Source organism: Pseudoalteromonas sp. DL2-H2.2, from assembly GCF_021532535.1.
GTDB classification, from domain to species: Bacteria; Pseudomonadota; Gammaproteobacteria; order Enterobacterales; family Alteromonadaceae; genus Pseudoalteromonas; species Pseudoalteromonas rubra_A.
The window spans coordinates 81,650-99,015 of the sequence record NZ_JAKGBD010000016.1; the positions used below are offsets into that span (position 1 = coordinate 81,650).

The 17,366-nt window shown below is 47.4% G+C and carries 9 protein-coding genes; all 9 read left to right on the top strand.

Annotation, left to right across the window (positions count from 1 at the left end; translation table 11 throughout):
- The first annotated feature begins 7 nt into the window (after positions 1 to 7).
- Entirely contained in the window at positions 8 to 2,635 is a 2,628-nt protein-coding gene (locus L1285_RS20580) for a M4 family metallopeptidase (protein ID WP_235414102.1), read from the top strand.
- Between the two features lie 379 nt (positions 2,636 to 3,014).
- On the top strand, positions 3,015 to 6,380 hold the full coding sequence (locus L1285_RS20585) for a M4 family metallopeptidase (RefSeq protein WP_235414103.1): 3,366 nt from the start codon (positions 3,015 to 3,017) through the stop codon (positions 6,378 to 6,380).
- An 80-nt stretch (positions 6,381 to 6,460) separates the two neighbouring features.
- On the top strand, positions 6,461 to 8,488 hold the full coding sequence (locus L1285_RS20590; protein WP_235414104.1) for a Hint domain-containing protein: 2,028 nt from the start codon (positions 6,461 to 6,463) through the stop codon (positions 8,486 to 8,488).
- A gap of 55 nt (positions 8,489 to 8,543) precedes the next feature.
- Positions 8,544 to 9,791: a hypothetical protein gene (locus L1285_RS20595; RefSeq protein ID WP_046004021.1), complete on the top strand. Its 1,248-nt coding sequence runs from the start codon at positions 8,544 to 8,546 to the stop codon at positions 9,789 to 9,791.
- A 10-nt stretch (positions 9,792 to 9,801) separates the two neighbouring features.
- Positions 9,802 to 10,674: a GEVED domain-containing protein gene (locus tag L1285_RS20600; protein WP_235414105.1), complete on the top strand. Its 873-nt coding sequence runs from the start codon at positions 9,802 to 9,804 to the stop codon at positions 10,672 to 10,674.
- An 11-nt stretch (positions 10,675 to 10,685) separates the two neighbouring features.
- A complete protein-coding gene (locus tag L1285_RS20605) occupies positions 10,686 to 12,164 on the top strand; it encodes a hypothetical protein (RefSeq protein WP_046004022.1) in 1,479 nt (492 codons plus the stop codon).
- A gap of 60 nt (positions 12,165 to 12,224) precedes the next feature.
- Positions 12,225 to 13,292 (top strand): hypothetical protein, encoded by a 1,068-nt coding sequence (locus L1285_RS20610; protein WP_235414106.1) that lies wholly within the window; start codon positions 12,225 to 12,227, stop codon positions 13,290 to 13,292.
- A 188-nt stretch (positions 13,293 to 13,480) separates the two neighbouring features.
- Positions 13,481 to 16,009: a TonB-dependent receptor plug domain-containing protein gene (locus L1285_RS20615; RefSeq protein WP_235414107.1), complete on the top strand. Its 2,529-nt coding sequence runs from the start codon at positions 13,481 to 13,483 to the stop codon at positions 16,007 to 16,009.
- A 432-nt stretch (positions 16,010 to 16,441) separates the two neighbouring features.
- A complete protein-coding gene (locus L1285_RS20620; RefSeq protein ID WP_235414108.1) occupies positions 16,442 to 17,233 on the top strand; it encodes a dermatopontin-like protein in 792 nt (263 codons plus the stop codon).
- Positions 17,234 to 17,366 lie beyond the last annotated feature (133 nt).

Below are 17,366 nucleotides of genomic sequence, written 5' to 3' on the forward strand. Positions count from 1 at the left end.
TCATTGTATGAAATGCCTTGGCACTTTACTTGGCGCGGGTTCACTGCTGCTGAGCTGTACGCAGGCCTCAGCCACCATCGAATCACATCCGCTTCTGAATCAACAGCACCTGTGGGAGCAATTGCCAGCAACAAACTCAGTAAGCATTCAGGAAACGACAAACTCAGCGCGACATTCAAACACTGGGCTTATTTATCGACTGGAAAAAGTGGTCGGTGAACAGCCACAATACGAACACTATAGCGCCTATTTTCAGGGTAAACCGGTACTGGACAGCACTCTGGTGATTGCACGCAACGCCAAAGGCGACATCGTACAGAGCATGGGGAAATTACTGAGAGGTCATATAGAGCTGGCGAACAACGCGGCGACACTTCAGCAGGACCTTGTTGTACATATCTCAGCGCTGTATGAAGGGAAGCAACCACAAATTGAAAATTCAGCCCAGGCTTATGTCCTTAATCAAGGTAAGCTGTTGAGTGTCACTGTGTTACAGTTAAACCATGAAGGTCACCGGGAACAATTGGTGCTGGATAATGCCACTGGTGACCTAATGCAACGCCAGTCTTCTGTTTCGTTTTTCTCACCAACGCTCACGAACAATTACGTGGCAGGCGGCGCAATAGGCGGTAACGAAAAACTGGGTGCCATCTGCTACTCGCCACAGCCAGACAGCATGCAGGCATGTACTGAATATCGTTATGATGAATACGCCCCGATGGGTGCTCGGTTACATTTCTCAGACACAGATCCGAATGCTATTTTTGCTCAATTTAGCGGTTTTCCGCTTATCGTAAACAAAGATGGGAATACCTGTCGGCTGGAAAACCCCTACCTGAGCACTTTTGATGCCAGGGACCAAACCCAAACAGTTTCTTACGCTTGCGGTGCGAACAATGAAAACTTCGACTCTGCGGCGGTTACTCAAAACTTTAGCACCTGGTTTACCTACAGTCATGCCAGCGAGGCGCACTTTAATGCCGGACTGGTCATGCAATTTTTTCATCAACAGTTTGCCGAGCTGTATCCATCACAATCCTCAGCGTGTGACAGCAGTGGGTACTGCATAAAACCGCTCAAGCAAAAGGTCCATAGCAATACGATTTATGGTACCAACAGAGCATTCTGGGATGGCGAATACGTCAACTATGGCTCCGGTGATGGCTACAACTTTTATTCGCTCGCAACCCTGAGCATTGCGGCACATGAAATCGGCCATGCCATTAACAGCTGGAATGCCGGGATTGGTTCTGATGGCATTGATGGCGCGATCAATGAAGGTTTTTCAGATCTGGTGACTATCGCAGTCATGGATTATTTTGAACGCAACGCAAGCGGTGCATATACTCAAACAGAGGCCTTTATTAGGCAATTTCAGGACCAAGCCGGGCAATACAGTCAAAACCGCAAATGGTGGTTTGGCTGGGACGCCATTTATCAGGATAACGGCGCGCGTTTCTATGAGCTGCCTTCCTGGGATGGCACCAGTATTGACCATATTGCTGACTATTCACTGGCCAAAACAGAACATGCCAATGGCGGTGTGTTACGCAAAGCATTTTATGAGCTGGTAAAAACGAAACAATGGTCAATTCAAGACGCGTTTAAAGTCTTTTTACGCGCAAATACCGCAGGCTGCATGTTTCCCAACATGAGTATGGATGAATTTGGCTATTGCGTAGCCCAGCAGAGCGAACACATTGAGATCGCAGACAAGAGCGCCTCACAACGCAAAGAAGATGTCGTTGATGTCCTGCTGGGTGTCGGGATAGTCGCAGACACTAATCTATCCACCCTCGAAGCCAATACTCAGGTCAGCTATGATGAGCTAAGCTATGACATCAGCCACTTAACTGCCGATACGATTGAACAGATCAGTGCACAGTGGGGCGATGGTACAACGAGTGTTTGGCGCAACAGCGACAACCAACCTGTTTACCCTTTTTTGCAAAAGATACATAAGCTTCCCGCCGATACAATGGCCAGAGCCGCTATCAATGTCACGCTAACAGGGGGAGAAACGCGCTCGGCTTACCGCCACTTTTTCAGCCGCCCAGCCAATGTTAACTGTCCACCCTATTTGAATACACCTAAAGTACACACAAGTAGTCTGAAGATAGCTAACCATGAGATACCTTCTATATCGAACGATTACACCCCAGCCGTCGACACCCGTATTCCATTGGCCAAAAACCGCCTTTACAGCCTGACGTTCGATAAAGATTTAAGCGGAAAAAAGTTAACGGTGCTATATGATATAAATAAAAATGGCGAGTTTGCTTACACTGAACATTTACTCAACGACGTGACTATCTCTGGCAATACTGCATCTTTTGAGCTCAACAACAGCATTCCCTCCAGCATCGCGCTGATGCGGATTGCGATTGCAGATGTTGACTATTCTTTTCTCGACAGCTGTGGGGTTGTTGATGATGGCCAGGTCATTGATGTAATAATCGACGCAGACTCGCCTGACCTACCCATCGTTGCCGATTTCAGCTACCAAGTACTGGACGAAAATCGCGTGAAATTCACCAATAACAGCCCCGATCCTCAAGCCTGGCAGCCACACATCAGCGGGCACTTTAGCTTTAACAATCAACCTGGTAATGCAGAAAATCCAACGCTGCGATAACCTCCTTCTCTGACTTCGAAATGAAGAGCTTGATCTGCGCGTTGCTGCAACAGTAGATCAGGCTCTCCCCTGCGCCACTGTCTTTAACAGAATTATCGCACTATAAAGATTGCAAAATCAGGAATTTTTTATTTCAGGGTTCGCAATTCACAATTAACCACTTCTTACGCTGTAGAAACAAAAACAATGACATGGGAAGACGCTCCCCCCTGAACTATTGCACACTTCAAAACAAACCCAAAATAAACACAAATAGAACATAAAATAAACATTTGCAACAATTGATTTAATTCATATATTATCGATACTAGTATTAGAGTTTTCCTACTAATTAAGGCCATATAAGGCCATCTATTGACACTCATTAAGGACAAACTGCATGAAACATTTGGGGTACTTATTTGGTTTAGGTGTTGCTGCGCTGCCCATTTCCAGTGCACTCGCTGACATCAAATCTCAATCACTGCATAACAAGCAATTCTTGTGGGGTGACCTGAAGCAGGTTATTTCAGAAAATCACGCTGAACCACTTACAGCGTCAACACTTGAAACAGACAGGCTAACTACAGAAAACAAGGCACACAAAGTTCACTATAAATTAACAAAAAGAACAAATGCGCCCACTGTCTATGAACACTATCGAGCTTATGTCGGAGATTACCCCGTACTATCAAGTAACCTGGTGATTGTGCGCGACAACCAGGGAGAAATCCGCCAGGCGATGGGTAACCTGATCACAGGAGCGGCACTTCAGGAGCAGGCCCAATATCATACTATGACACCGAGTCAGCTAAGCCAGCGTATTGAAGCGCTGCCAACGTTAAGTGGTGTTGCCAAATATCATTTTGAAAAAGCATTTATTTTAAAAAGCGATACGTTGATTCCGGTCATTGAAGTACTGGCAACATTCAAAGATAAAAAAGAGAAAATACAGCTACACGCAAACGACCTGTCACTCATCTCTCAATCCCACAACATGTCATTTGCTTTTTCCCAGCAGTCGCTGAAAAACGCAGGTTACGTAGCAGGTGGAGGCATAGGTGGGAACGATAAGCTGGGCGCAATATGTTACTCCCCCAGTCCTGACAGTATGCAAAACTGTACCAATTACCAGTTTGATGAAATTGCGCCTAAAGGTGCCGAGCTCAGATTTGAAGAGCTAAGCCAACACGCTATTTTTTCTGAATTTAATGGCTACCCATTCATTGTTAAAAAAGAAAACAACAACTGTATTTTAGATAACCCTTATGTGGTGACGTACGATGCAGCGGTTTCTGAAACAACCCCAGTTTCTTATGTCTGTCAGACGAATAACGAAAACTTTGTTAAACGCGAGATTGACCAGACATTTGACGCCTACTACAGCTATAGCCCGGCAAACGAGGCCCACTTTAATGCCGGTCTGGTTATGCAGTACTTCCACACACAGCTAAAGGATTTATACCCACAACAAAGCCTTGACTGTGACAACAACGGTTACTGCATGAAATCACTTTCCCAGAAAGTAAACAGAAACACCATTTTTGGTACTAATTCCGCTTCCTGGGATGGTGAATTTGTTAACTATGGCTCGGGCAATGGCGGATATGAGTATTTTGCTCTGACCGGTATGAGTATAGCGGCTCATGAAATCGCCCATGCTATTACCGAGTGGAACTCAGGGCTGGGAAGAGAAGGCGTCGACAGTGCAATTAACGAAGGGCTATCCGATATCTCTGCGATTGCAATACTCGACTATTATCAGCATACCGCATCTGGCGCTTACACCCAGTCTCAGGCATTCGCCGATCAATTTACCGAGCAACCTGGGTTGTACACTAAAAACCGCAAGTGGTGGTATGGCTGGGATGTATTCCCACAAGATAGAGCGGCACGTTTCTTTGAATTACCTTCCTGGGATGGCAGAAGCATAGATCACGTCAAAGATTTTACCACCGCCAAAACCGGACATGACAACGGAGGCGTGCTGAGAAAAGCGTTTTATGAACTGGTTAAAGCGCAGGGCTGGACGATTCAACAAGCTTATCGATTATTTTTACGCGCCAACACATCTGGCTGCGTATTCTCGGGCATGTCTTTAAATGAATTCGGCTTTTGTCTGGTCGATCAGTCCGCCCACCTTCAGGTTGGCAACAAATCTCAGAACGAAATAGAGTCGGACATCTCAAACAGCCTGGCTGGAGTCGGCATTTCAACCGGCATTGGACTGTCCACCCTGGACGCCGATGTATGGCTTAACTACAACCAGGCCAGTTATGATATTAGCCATATTGACCATAACACCATCAGCAGCATATACGTAAACTGGGGAGATGGTCAGACTGACAGTTGGTACCGAGGTAGCAATAAACCTATCTACCCCTACCTAGAGCGCAGCAACCAGGTTGCTGAAGATACCTTGATCCGATTCGCCATCAAAATAGCCACCACAGAGCCAAACGGGGACATCGCAACTCAGTCGGCCTACAATCACTTCTATAGTCGCCCGGCGGCATTGCGTTGTGAGCCTTACATGAATAATGCGGTATTGCACACCAGCGCTATCTCCATCAGCAATACCACCTTCTCAGGGCTCAATGCCGGATATAAAGCTCAGCTTGACACTCCGCTTCCTATTGCCAAATCGCGTACGCACACGCTGAGCTTTGCACAAGATCTCAGTGGCAAGCTGATTTCTGTGTTCTTTGACGCCAATAAAAACGGGCTAATGGAAAGCAATGAAGCGTTGATTTCTAATCAGAACATCGCAGGTAACAGTGTTAACTTCACACTTGATCAAGCCACCAGCACCGGGCTTGGCCTGCTGCGCATTGCCATTGTCAGCAACGACACCGACTACTCTTTCCTGAATGCATGTGGTGTAGTAGACCATGGTCAGGTCGTTGACGTCATGCTGGACGTCGACTCTAAAAATCTGCCACTGCTCTCTGATTTTGAGATCCAGTATCTTGATGGCAACCGGGTCAAATTCACTAACACCTCTCAGGTCAATGACGCTAAAAGTCCGCAATTCTATTGGCAATTCGGTTTTGATAATCGTACCAGTACCGCAAAAGATCCCGGGATAATTGACTACCCCACCAACGGCGGTCAGTTTGATGTATCACTGCAAATACAGTATGCCGATCAGAGTGAGAGTGATACCAAGCAAACTCGCATCTCACTGGATCCCGTAGACGCTTGTCCAGCCAAAATCAGTGATGGCGCTAATGCCAATGCTATCTATATTGACGACATGAAACTGTTCAACTACTCAACACTGATTGCCAACGTACCTTCAGCAACAGGGTTCAACCGTGACGGTTACAGCCTGACAAAGCTCAGCAATACAGATATCAAAAGAAGAACCTATCTGAGTGCTGAAATCATGACCAACCTGATGCCACGCGCAACTGCCGAAAACTTGCTGCAAAGTGGTCACCGCGATGTGCGCTTTACCATTTGGCTGGATGCAGACGGCAACAATGAGTTTGCCCCGTCTGAGTCCGGATTAGACAACGATCCGAACTATAACTACTGGATAGACAACAGCCAGTGCACAACGGTTTCCGGTTCAGAATATTGCCGGATCAGCGCCACCAAATCACTTACCCTGCCAAATGTCAGTACCTGGGACTGGTCTAAGTGGTTTGTATTGCGTGCCAAATTAGAAGAAGGTCCAGCCAATGACTATAAGTCAGACGCTTGTAACAGATTTAATTACGGTGAAATTGAAGATCTCAAAATCAAAGTCACCCGATATTAACTAAAACCGCTCGCAGTCATGTAGGCAAAGGTCACTTTGCCTACGAGCTACCTCATAAAACCACTCAAAAAGGAAACTTTATGAAACTTGTTAGCCTAGCAGTCATCGCTGCTCTGGGAGGGGCTTCTCTTGCCAGTGTCGCGAGCCCTTTGTCCGAAAATAGCACCGCTCTACCTAAGTCTGCTTTAGAATTTCAGACATTGAGTAGTGCAGAAAAAGTACAACAACGACTGAGCAAGCATGGCCTTAATAAAAGCAATCGCCCGCATTTGTTCAACCTGCTGGAAAAACGTGAGCAGGCAAAGAAATTTGGGCTCAAAGCTGCTCAGACAGAGCAACTTAGCAGCCTGAACAATAGTATCAGCGCAAATTGTAACGCTGATAAAGTATGTTCGTTTTTCAAGCACATGGGTTTGAGAGCCGTGAAGGACGCGTCTGGCACTGAGTATGTGATGATCTCAGCCATCAACAGTGAAGTGGCATCAACCACTTATACCTTTATCGACATTGCGCTGATTGACGAAAATGGACAGGACATCACCATTCCTCGATTTGCTGAGTACTATGGCGAAGGGATTTCCAAAAAGCGTATGGACATAGCGTCGCTTGGAAAGCTCAGCGATATCATGCCAAGACTGCTCGCCGCAGAGCAAATTTTCGCTGATGCCTGGGTGACTGTGGTATATATCGATGAAAATGGCAATGAAGTTGCAGAAGACAAAAACACGGTTGTTGAATATTCTAAAGAAACGCTGTTGGCTGAATTGGGCTATCAGAGCGCGCTTTCAGCCAGCCAAAACCTAAAACACGCCACCGCATCAACGCAAGCATGGACTGAAGCACTTCCTTCGTCATCTATGCCAACGATCCAGCAAGGTGCGATCCTGGAAAGTGCCGTCACCAACCCGGTTGATTTAAAAGAGATCAACGCAGACTCAACACTGGATCGGATCAAAATCTGCCTGAACCGCAAATATGCTGACTGTGACTACGACGCCGTCTACCCTCACGGCACGCCGAATGATCAGTTAAAGGTACTTGTGCCGTTTTCTGGTTTCCGTGATGTCATGGGTAAAGTGACCAAAATCTATCGCCCTGACTGGAGCACCAAAGACGTCACTTATGACGCCAATGGTAACCCAAGCTATGCCATCAAGCCTGCTGGCACCCAACCGATGGGCCTGTACCATGGCACCGAAATTTTCATTCAGACGAAAGAAGGCGGTGGTGCGTCTAAGTTAGGCGGATACCAGGGCTCAGAGCACCTTTTCTCTGATCACATTTCACTGAAATATATGCAAAAGCAAGTCGGTGATAACGTCTACGACTACACCCGAATCTCATGGAATATCCCACGCTCAAAAGGGGTATTTGGCGATGCAACTCTCTACGGCCGTTATGCCGATGCGCACTGGATCATGAACCTGTCGGTTGAAGTTGAGCAAGAAATGCGTGGCAGAAAACGTCTGCGTAATTTTACCTACGTTGTGGGCAGCACAGACATGCCTGAAGAACAAACCTGGACTGATATTGATCACCCGCCTATGCAGATGGTTTACAGCTGCCTGGCAAAAGGCTCAATGATCATGCTGGCTAATGGCAAGCAACTGCCAATCGAGCAGTTACAGGTTGGCGACTTAGTACTTGGCGCAAGTCAATTTGCACCTAACTCACACATGCCGCTTGAAATCAAAGACGTATCAATTGGTGTTGAAGCCTTACCTATGATCAAGATCACCACAGATTCAGGCAAAGAGCTGCTGCTCACTGAATCACACCCTGTGGTCACTCAATCTGGCGTCTCGGCTTGGGCCAATAAAGTTCAACAAGGTGACCGTATTCACACCACCAATGGCCTGGAGCTGGTCACCAAAATAGAGCAAGTGAAATATGAGGACAATGTTTACAACCTCAAACTGGCCCGTACCTCGGACGATCCAAAGCACATTACCGGTGAGACTTTCTCAATGTTTGCAAATGGCCTGCAGGTGGGCGATCTGGCAATGCAAAGTGACAATGAATTTGAGGATGAAGTGGAAACAACACAAGACGTCCTGAATCGAATTCCTGAAGCTTGGCACAAAGATTACCTAAACAGCATTCAGTAAGCAGGAAACAAACCAGTGAGGCCTCTAAAGGGGGCCTCTTCACGGAGTGAACACAATGAATAAAAATCAATTCATTTGCCTTGCGCTGGCATTATCGACATCCCAGGCCTTCGCGCAGGCAACCAAAACGCCAGAGAAACTCAGCGAATTAGCCTCGCTTTCAGCAGAGGCAAAAAGCATAGATTTGGTGCCGCTTGGTACCGCACATCAAAGTAAAGGCGATGTCTTGCTGGGCATTCAGTCTGTACAAGGCATGGCCGTTGAGCATCTGGGCAATACCAATATCGACTTTCGCGTCGGCGTTGATCTCAGATATGAACAGGCGCTCAAACTTATCGACGGTAAGGTCGATGCCGGCTTTAAATTCCCGGCTGTGCGCGTTGACGCGGGCGCAAACTATGCCAAAGATATCAGCGCAGACCGTTACACAGGTACTTATACCGTGTATTCGTCAGTCAAACCTAAGTCTCGCATCTTAATGCCAAGTTCAGACCAAGGCTACCAGCCAACGCAGGCAGCCATTGAGCTGGCGCAAGCTTATCCAGGTAACAAAGCAGCAAACCTGGGTGATGGCTTTGTGCAGGGTTTTGCCTATGGCTCCAACGTCGTGATCAACATGAAAATTGATTATCGCAATGAGCAAGACAAACGGCAGATCGGTGGCTACCTCAGTGTTGACTGGATAGGTAAGGTCAAGGTTGATGGCCAGCTACAAAAGATTGATGAAGAGAAAAGACAGTCCGTTAAGATTTCCATCAGCGGCTATCAGAGCGGTGGCGATCCAAACCGGCTGTTGAACATCATCCCAAATGGCATTATGCGTTGCACGCTGCTGAACCCGGAGCCTTGCTTCAACCTGTTCGAAGCCGCTGTGAACTACTTGAAATCAGATTACATCAACCAGTTTAACTCTCTGGATGATTACAACATCACTGACAGCTATGTCACAAAATATCTGGATTCTGGCGCGGGTTTGCAACAGTTAATCCCGGACGCGGGCTATACCCAGGTCAACTACCTGACCAAGCTCGTTATTAAAGAGCTGACCTCCCGCTGGATTGAAGAGCGACTCACTTACCGCAGAGCGAAAAATCTACAGCGCTACTATGCTGCACAGTTTAACGCAGAGCAGCTGAATCAACTGCAAGAAATAGAAACATCCAGTCGCGCCAATGCCAACTTATTTGCAGATATGGTCGACTACTGTGAGCGCAATCCTGAAGGCAATTACTGCCTCGACTATGAGTCGGGTAACTTAGCTTACTATCGCGACTACAGTGCTATCAGCGACGTATTAAAGTAAGGATACCATTATGAAAAAGTTTTCTATAAGCACATCGATTGTGTCTGCCGCCCTGGCTTTACCCTTGCTGGGTGCCACAGCACAGGCACAGGATCTCAGCGATGCCCAATTGCAGGCCGCCCGTTATAGCGAGCTTGGCGACATGCTCACGGTGACAGAAGCTCAGGGCAGATTCGCCTGGATGCAAAAATGCTACGACGGGTTACTCGTTGAACTGTGGGAGCAAATGTTTGATACCCGCGACATTGTCAGCAAAGAAGAAAAACTACGCCAGCTCAAAGAACTGTGGCTGTCGGCAGATAAAATCGCTGCGGGCAAAGCACAGTATGTGACCTTTGCGAATGAAGATTTCAGCAATCCATATGATTGGATTGCAGGCACCAGTGATAATCAGGCATGTACACTTATGCCGCCAGAGTATCAGCCTGTGGCACTGAAAACGACGGTGCTGTCACATAGCTATTGTGACAATGCCAGCCTTGATAATGAATGGGAATGGATCTCCAAAGTCACCATTGAAGACTTCGAACATCAATCAGGCACCAAAGCACACACTATGGTATCAGGTAAAGTGGTTACCTTACCTGCAAACCGAAGCGTCAAGGTCTCTATCACGCCGGGCAATCTGGAACCTGATTTTCCTTCGTACGTCGTTGCGCGAGTCTGGGTTGACTGGGATCACAATGGTCAGCTGGACAACAGTGAAATGGTCTACAAATCTGCATCCGATGGGGTCTTCAAGTTTACCATGGACATTCCGGCAGATGTTCCCGAGGGCACAACATTGATGCGTATTGCAACCGATGCAGGTGGTGGCTCAGACAACGCTTGCTCCCGTATTCAATATGGTGAAGTCGAAGACTACCTTGTAACGGTTCGTTAAGGAAAGATGATATGAAACCTATTTATTTATCTGTTTTTGCACTGGCAATGACAGGACAAAGCCTTGCTGCGCAAGAAAAAGAGGCGAACATTTCAAGCGCCAACTTGTCAGGCTCTGTGATCTCGGGCCTGATCAACGATCATGTGGCCATGGGTACAGCGTATGACAGCCAAAAGAAACGCTTTCTCAATGTACAGCCTGTTGCGGGTGTCATTGATGAGACCTTTGGTAATACCGAACTCAAGTTCAAAACCGGCATTGATATGAGCTATGACGACATGCTTAATACCTTAAATGGTAGTGTGGATGTTGACGTCAACTTCCCGGTAGTAAGAGTATCGGCCGGTGCTTCTTTGGCCAAAGAAATGGCTTCCAGCACTTACTCTAGTTCATACACCTTTAGCGCCTCGAGCACGCCGAAAAAGCGCCTGTTCTTACCTAAAGACCAAAACCAGGGCTACACCCTGTCACAGGTCGGCAGTGATGTCGCCAACAACCATCAGACCAAGCTGCAAACCTTGGTTGGCGATGAGTTTGTAACCGGTGTTGAATACGGCGCAAACGTACTGGTCAACCTTAAGATCGATTACGGAAGCAACCAAGACAAATCAGACATCGGCGGTTATCTGGATGTTGATTTATATGGGGGTGTATTCAACGTGGGCGGTCAGCTGAGATACCTCAAGGACGAAACCAAATCGTCAGTGAAGATCACGGTACGTGCCATCCAGCAAGGGGGCGATCCTAAGCAGCTGCTAACCATTATCCCAAACAACATCATCACCTGTTCACTGGACAACCCAGAGCCATGCTTTGATATGTTCTATGAAGCCGTGAAGTATGCCAAGTCTGGTTTCAACTCGCAGCTCAACTCACTGAGCGACTACAATGTGGTGCGTTACTACACTACGCGTTACGAGAACTCCTCACTGGCGCTGCGCGCGTTAGTACCTGAGTATCAGATAGTCAGAAATGCAACAAAATGGCTGATCAGTGAACTTGAAGATGATTTCAAGCAGGCTATTTTGGATGAGCAACGTGCCGACAAGCTGCTCAATAGCTACTATGCCTACTTGCCCGTGTCACAACGCCTGGCTGTAGAGCAGATCAAAGACCTGGCCTATGACAATGCCTGGTTCTTCTTTAATGCTGCCCAGTTTTGCCGCGATAACCCGTTTGGTTACGCATGTGAAAATAAGGTCCAGGAAATGAAGAGTGCCTGTGTGCAACGCGGTAAAAACTGCCCGGCCACCTACAATGTGACTGACTTGCAACTGCCAAGTAATGATCAGCAGGACTGGAAACAGTGCGAACTGGCAAGGCAAGAAGCCGTGCGTGCCGGTATCGTTACTGAGGAGCAAAGCGCCCGCTTCAGAAACATGCGCTGGGCCCCGACTTTCATCGACGTCACAGCCCCGGCCCGTGGGATCCTGAACTGGCGTTTATGTGAAGGCGCTCTGACCACTTACGGTACAGCGTTTGCGCAATAACCTGCCATAATTAATCGCAATGTGCCTGAGCACATTGCGATTTCTTTTCAGGGAGCGGATATGAAAAAGTTTTTACCTTTACTGGCTCTGGGGTGCACTTTCGCAGCACATAGCCAAATCTATTACAGTGAAAAAGTCGGTGCTAATGACCTGGGCCGGGCTTTTGACCCAAACATGCATCAGCTCAATAATGCATGCCTGCAAGGCACATCGGTATTACATAATGAACTCAGCGGCAGTCTGGATTATTTCCAGCGCGTTGACGAGACCTTGATCAAACGCCGTACATTCGGTGAGGTACATGGCGGTGTTAATCTGTTTATTATCGCCGGCAGTGTGTCGACTTCTATGACACATCGTAATGCCACCGATCAGCGTACACTCACATCGCAGCTTCATCTTAAGTTTGATGAAGGCTATAGCACTTTGGAAGACCGTCAGGTAAAAGCGGGCGTGGATCTCAAAGACTGCGGCAGCCACTTTGTCTATCAGGTCAACTATGGTCGCGATCTGTTCGTCAACACCCGGCTGCACTTCAAAACCGAAGAAGATTACAAACGCTTTGTGATCAAAATAAAGATACGTTTACTGTTTTTCAAAAAGACCATCACTAAGGTCAAAGAAATCGAAAAGTATGCCGAAAATGCGGTATTCAGCGTCGATGTTAACTCAAATGGGCCATTACCAGCAAAACTGCAGCAACAGCTCAGCGAGCAACCCACCTATTGCCGTGGAGGTAACATTACCCCCTGCCTGCAAACACTGGAAAAGCTCGTGGCGTATAGTTTCGACCCCAATGGCCTGATGCTGGATTTGGCCGACTTAGACAAGGTGCCTCGTAGCTTTGTGGTCAAGAGCTTTCAGGATTCAGGCCACTATGGTGCCGCTGACTGGGCGTCTGTGATGAGTAATACCATGTATGAACCAACCTGGCGCTGGGCTGAGCATCAGTACGGTGAAGCGGTCAGGCACTTAGAGCGTGCCAAAGCGTTCTTAGCGGTGGCAAGTGAAGCTGAAAAACCGGCACTGGAGGCTCAATATGAAGCCGCTCAGATTGCCCTCAGTGATGCCGAAACGCTGCGCCAAACCTGCCTGACGTCTCCCTGGTCAAGTCAATGTGGGTCGTAAATAGGCATGTATTTTTCTCACCGAAATGGCTGGTTGTTTTATGCTATTTTGGTGAGTTTTCCACCTCTAATTGAATAAAATTCATATTCTACTTTGGTCCAATCCGATTGCACTCAAATTTGATTTATGTCAACGTCTGCTCAATAAACAAAAAATAATGACATAACATCAACAGAGTAGTAGAAGTGATGACAACAACTATTAAACTTTCGCCAGTTGCACTGGCACTCTTTGCGTGCTCCGCCGCGATGGCAGAACAATCTAACGAACAAAACATAGAAACGATCTCGGTACTGGGCTCTAAGGTATCCAACCGGACTGCAACCGAGTCGACTTCTCCGATAGACATACTAGATACAGATCAGCTCAACAAAGGTGGCTTTACTGAATTAGGCCAGAGCCTGCAATCCATCGCCCCTTCGTTTAACTTTAGCCGAACTCAGGTTTCAGATGGTTCTGATCTGTTCCGCCCGGCAACATTACGAGGGCTGCAGCCAGACCAAACGCTGGTCCTGATCAACGGTAAACGCCGTCATACTCAGGCCATATTTGGCCTGTCAGGCACAGTAGGAGCTGGCGCTGCCGGCACAGATATGAACTCCATTCCCATGATGGCGCTGAAAAATGTTGAGATCCTCAGAGACGGTGCCGCGGCCCGTTATGGCTCAGACGCCATAGCGGGCGTTATTAACCTCTCTTTGAACGACAGCACCGGCGTCACCACCGGCTTTGTGCAGGCAGGGTCGACTGGCGAGGGCGACGGTGATACCTATTCTCTGGGCCTGAACCGAGGTTTTGATTTGGGCACTCAGGGCGGCTTTATTAATGTCTCTGTGGAATATCGCGACGCTGACGGCACCAACCGGGCCGAGCGTGATACCGGTGGCTCATCGACCATTGCCCCGGGTAGCCTATCTGATGAAGTACGCTGGCGTCAGGGTAACTCAGAAAGCGAATTTATGTCGGTGTTTTATAACGCCGCATTGCCGGTCGGTGACAAAGAGCTCTATTCATTCGCGGGTTTTTCGAACCGAACGGCACTGGGCAATGGCTTTTACCGGGATTTTAACCGTGCAGAGCGAAACATTCCTCAGGTATACCCCGATGGCTTTTTACCTAGGATCGACAACGAAGCTGAAGATCTGTCCTTCGCAATCGGCCTCAAAGGTGATATCAACCCAGACTGGGCGTTCGATGTATCCAGTGTGTACGGCGAAAACCAGTACGACTATTCGTCATCCAATACCATTAATGCCTCTTATGCTGCTGAATACCTGGCGAATAACCCCAACGCATCGGCCCAGGACATTGCCAACAATGCCGGACCCAGAGGCGGCTACTCAGGGGGGTTCAGATTCGATCAGTGGACGACCAACCTGGATATCAGCGGCATTATTGACATAGACGGTGGTGAGCCGATTTATCTGTCTGTGGGGGCCGAGTACCGTAAGGAAAATTATCAGATAGTCCCAGGTGAAGTGGCCTCTTATGCATGTGGTTTATCTAACTCCGACCGCTCTTTCCCGTCTGTGATTGACGCGGAAGTGTTTGCCGACTGTGGTTTTCAGGCTTATCAGGGGCTCAGACCGGATGCAGCCAACAAAGCAGAGCGCTCCAGCCATGCTTTATATGTAGAAGCTGAAACCTTGCTTAGTGAAGACTGGCTGGTCAGCGCGGCGCTGCGCTACGAAGATGTGTCTGACTCAAACGATGACACTATCTGGAAGCTGGCAACCCGCTATGAACTGAGCGAAGATTTGGCAGTGCGTGCCGCGGCTTCGACGGGTTTTCGGGCGCCGTCCTTACAGCAGTCTGGTTACACTGCCTTTACCACCACACTGGGTGGCGATGGCTCGCTGGCAACCTCTTATACCGCAACCGCAGGCTCACCATTCCCGGCAGCACTGGGGGTAGATGGCCTGAAGCTGGAATCCTCTGACAACTACAACCTGGGTCTGGCCTGGGATGTTAGCAGCGACCTCTCTGTTACGCTGGACTTCTATCAAATCAAGATTTACGACCGGATCAACCTGGGCAGCTTCATTGGCGTCAACAGTGATGAACTAGACGCTTTCCCGGCGGCTAACACTGCGCTGACTGCCACCGGCGCGGTACAGGGTAACTTTTTCTCCAACTCGCTGGATTCAACTACCCGTGGGGTGGATTTCATCGCGTCTTATTCGACGGCCGTTGCCAGTGGTGAACTGGACATTACCTTTGCCGCCAATAAAAATAAGACAGAAATCGATAAAGTTAACGCACCTGAGGGGATCCCTGAGGGTATAGTTCTGGATCAACAAAGACGCTCATTCCTGACCCATGGCCAACCAAGAGAGCGGGCAACGCTGACCTTTGATTATCAGCAAGACGACTGGAATGCGCTGCTACGCTTTAACTACTTCGGTAAAACCGAGGTCAGTTACTTTGCAGGCGGGCACATTGTACTGCCAGACTTCCTGTCTCCCACCAACAGCTGGCAACAAACCAGTGTGGTTGAATCTGCCGTTCTGGTTGATGTAAATATGGGTTACCAGCTGACCGACAACATTAACCTGTCTGCCGGTATTGATAACCTGTTTGATGAAACGCCGGATGAGTTGGGCGATGATGAAGTACTCAACTTCATTACCAATGGTGCTATGCGCTACCCGCTGCGCGCTTTACCCTATGGCTTTGATGGCATGACGTACTACGCAAAAGTGAGTTTTAGTTTCTAATCTCCCTCAGGGTGTTGTGCATGGTCACAGCACCCTCACCCTTTACTCGCATTGCACCGTTGCTCAGCGTAAAACCTGCCCTTGCTTATTTATCTTTATGCTACAGCATTCATTGAACTGGATATATAATAAATTAGAATAAGCACATAAATTTATCCTTTATTTATGCACAAACCATTAAGCAGTTAATCAAGATAATAAAACAAACTATTCTTCATCGGTTATTATTCACTTAAAAAACAACTGTCGCAGAAATATAAATCCCACTACCTTCAACAAAAAACCATCCCAACTTTCGAAACAAAAATCCAATGAAACAAAACAGAAACTCAACATTAATAAAAATACAATTGACTATTTACCAATGTAAATATCAAATATAGCTCGATTCAAATCAACTTACTTAAATTAAAATTTGAAAGGATACTAAAGATGAAAGTTAGTTCTATTGGAAAAATTACGACCCTGTTTTTATCTTTTACTACGCTGTGCACGTTCGCTGCCCAAGACGCTGCAAACTATATGGAATATAACCTGGGAGACACCACCTACAGAATTCCGGCATCACAGGCTAAAAATGTAGATGAGATTATCGAACTTATCGATAGCCAAAACGACGTTTCTGATTATGGTGTTATCATGTTGAAATCAGAGCGCGTTCAGGTTGCAGCGTCAGACATAACACCGCTATCCGGGGGGGTTCTTCGCCTGCACAGCTCATTCAGAACGGCTTATGTCAATGAATTCGATGCAGCTTTCAGCTACACTTGTCCTCGCAATATGTTTATTAAAGGCATTTCTAGCTATCATCAAAATGACCAAGAAGATCGCCGCTTTAAAATCGAATGTGGTAAATATACAACTGATTCTGCGCGTATGTACCGCCTGAACAGTAGCTGGACAAGCTATGTGAATTCATACGACCAAACTTTCAACTTCACGTGTCCAAGCGAAAAATTTATAGTCGGTATTGCCAGCGTGCACAGCAATAGCAATGAAGATCGTATATTTAAATTTGCATGTGCAGCAATGGCTGAATCAGCTAGCGGCGCTCCATTACCTGCTGATGTTTGCTCTACTGTAGGGCCAACTAACTTTGACCAGCCTTGGGACTTGAGCTCTCATGGCGCCTTGATAGGTATGTCTAGCCGACATAGCAATTCGCATGAAGACCGCTCAACAACCGTTTCGTATTGTAACTCTGTTTCTGACTCCGACTGGTAATATACGTCATTTTCGCAGGCATTAAGCAGTCGCCTGCTATGAGAAATTCAAACGGCGAGATCGCACTTTGTAAAAAGGCATTAAAACCGGCCCCCTCTCTAATCTAATAAAGCCCATATTATCACTACCGACT

What these genes read in the sequence shown, in the direction of transcription:
- L1285_RS20580 (WP_235414102.1), top strand. Translation starts at nt 8, where the DNA reads ATGAAATGCCTTGGCACTTTACTTGGCGCGGGTTCACTGCTGCTGAGC.
- L1285_RS20585 (WP_235414103.1), top strand. Translation starts at nt 3,015, where the DNA reads ATGAAACATTTGGGGTACTTATTTGGTTTAGGTGTTGCTGCGCTGCCC.
- L1285_RS20590 (WP_235414104.1), top strand. Translation starts at nt 6,461, where the DNA reads ATGAAACTTGTTAGCCTAGCAGTCATCGCTGCTCTGGGAGGGGCTTCT.
- L1285_RS20595 (WP_046004021.1), top strand. Translation starts at nt 8,544, where the DNA reads ATGAATAAAAATCAATTCATTTGCCTTGCGCTGGCATTATCGACATCC.
- L1285_RS20600 (WP_235414105.1), top strand. Translation starts at nt 9,802, where the DNA reads ATGAAAAAGTTTTCTATAAGCACATCGATTGTGTCTGCCGCCCTGGCT.
- L1285_RS20605 (WP_046004022.1), top strand. Translation starts at nt 10,686, where the DNA reads ATGAAACCTATTTATTTATCTGTTTTTGCACTGGCAATGACAGGACAA.
- L1285_RS20610 (WP_235414106.1), top strand. Translation starts at nt 12,225, where the DNA reads ATGAAAAAGTTTTTACCTTTACTGGCTCTGGGGTGCACTTTCGCAGCA.
- L1285_RS20615 (WP_235414107.1), top strand. Translation starts at nt 13,481, where the DNA reads ATGACAACAACTATTAAACTTTCGCCAGTTGCACTGGCACTCTTTGCG.
- L1285_RS20620 (WP_235414108.1), top strand. Translation starts at nt 16,442, where the DNA reads ATGAAAGTTAGTTCTATTGGAAAAATTACGACCCTGTTTTTATCTTTT.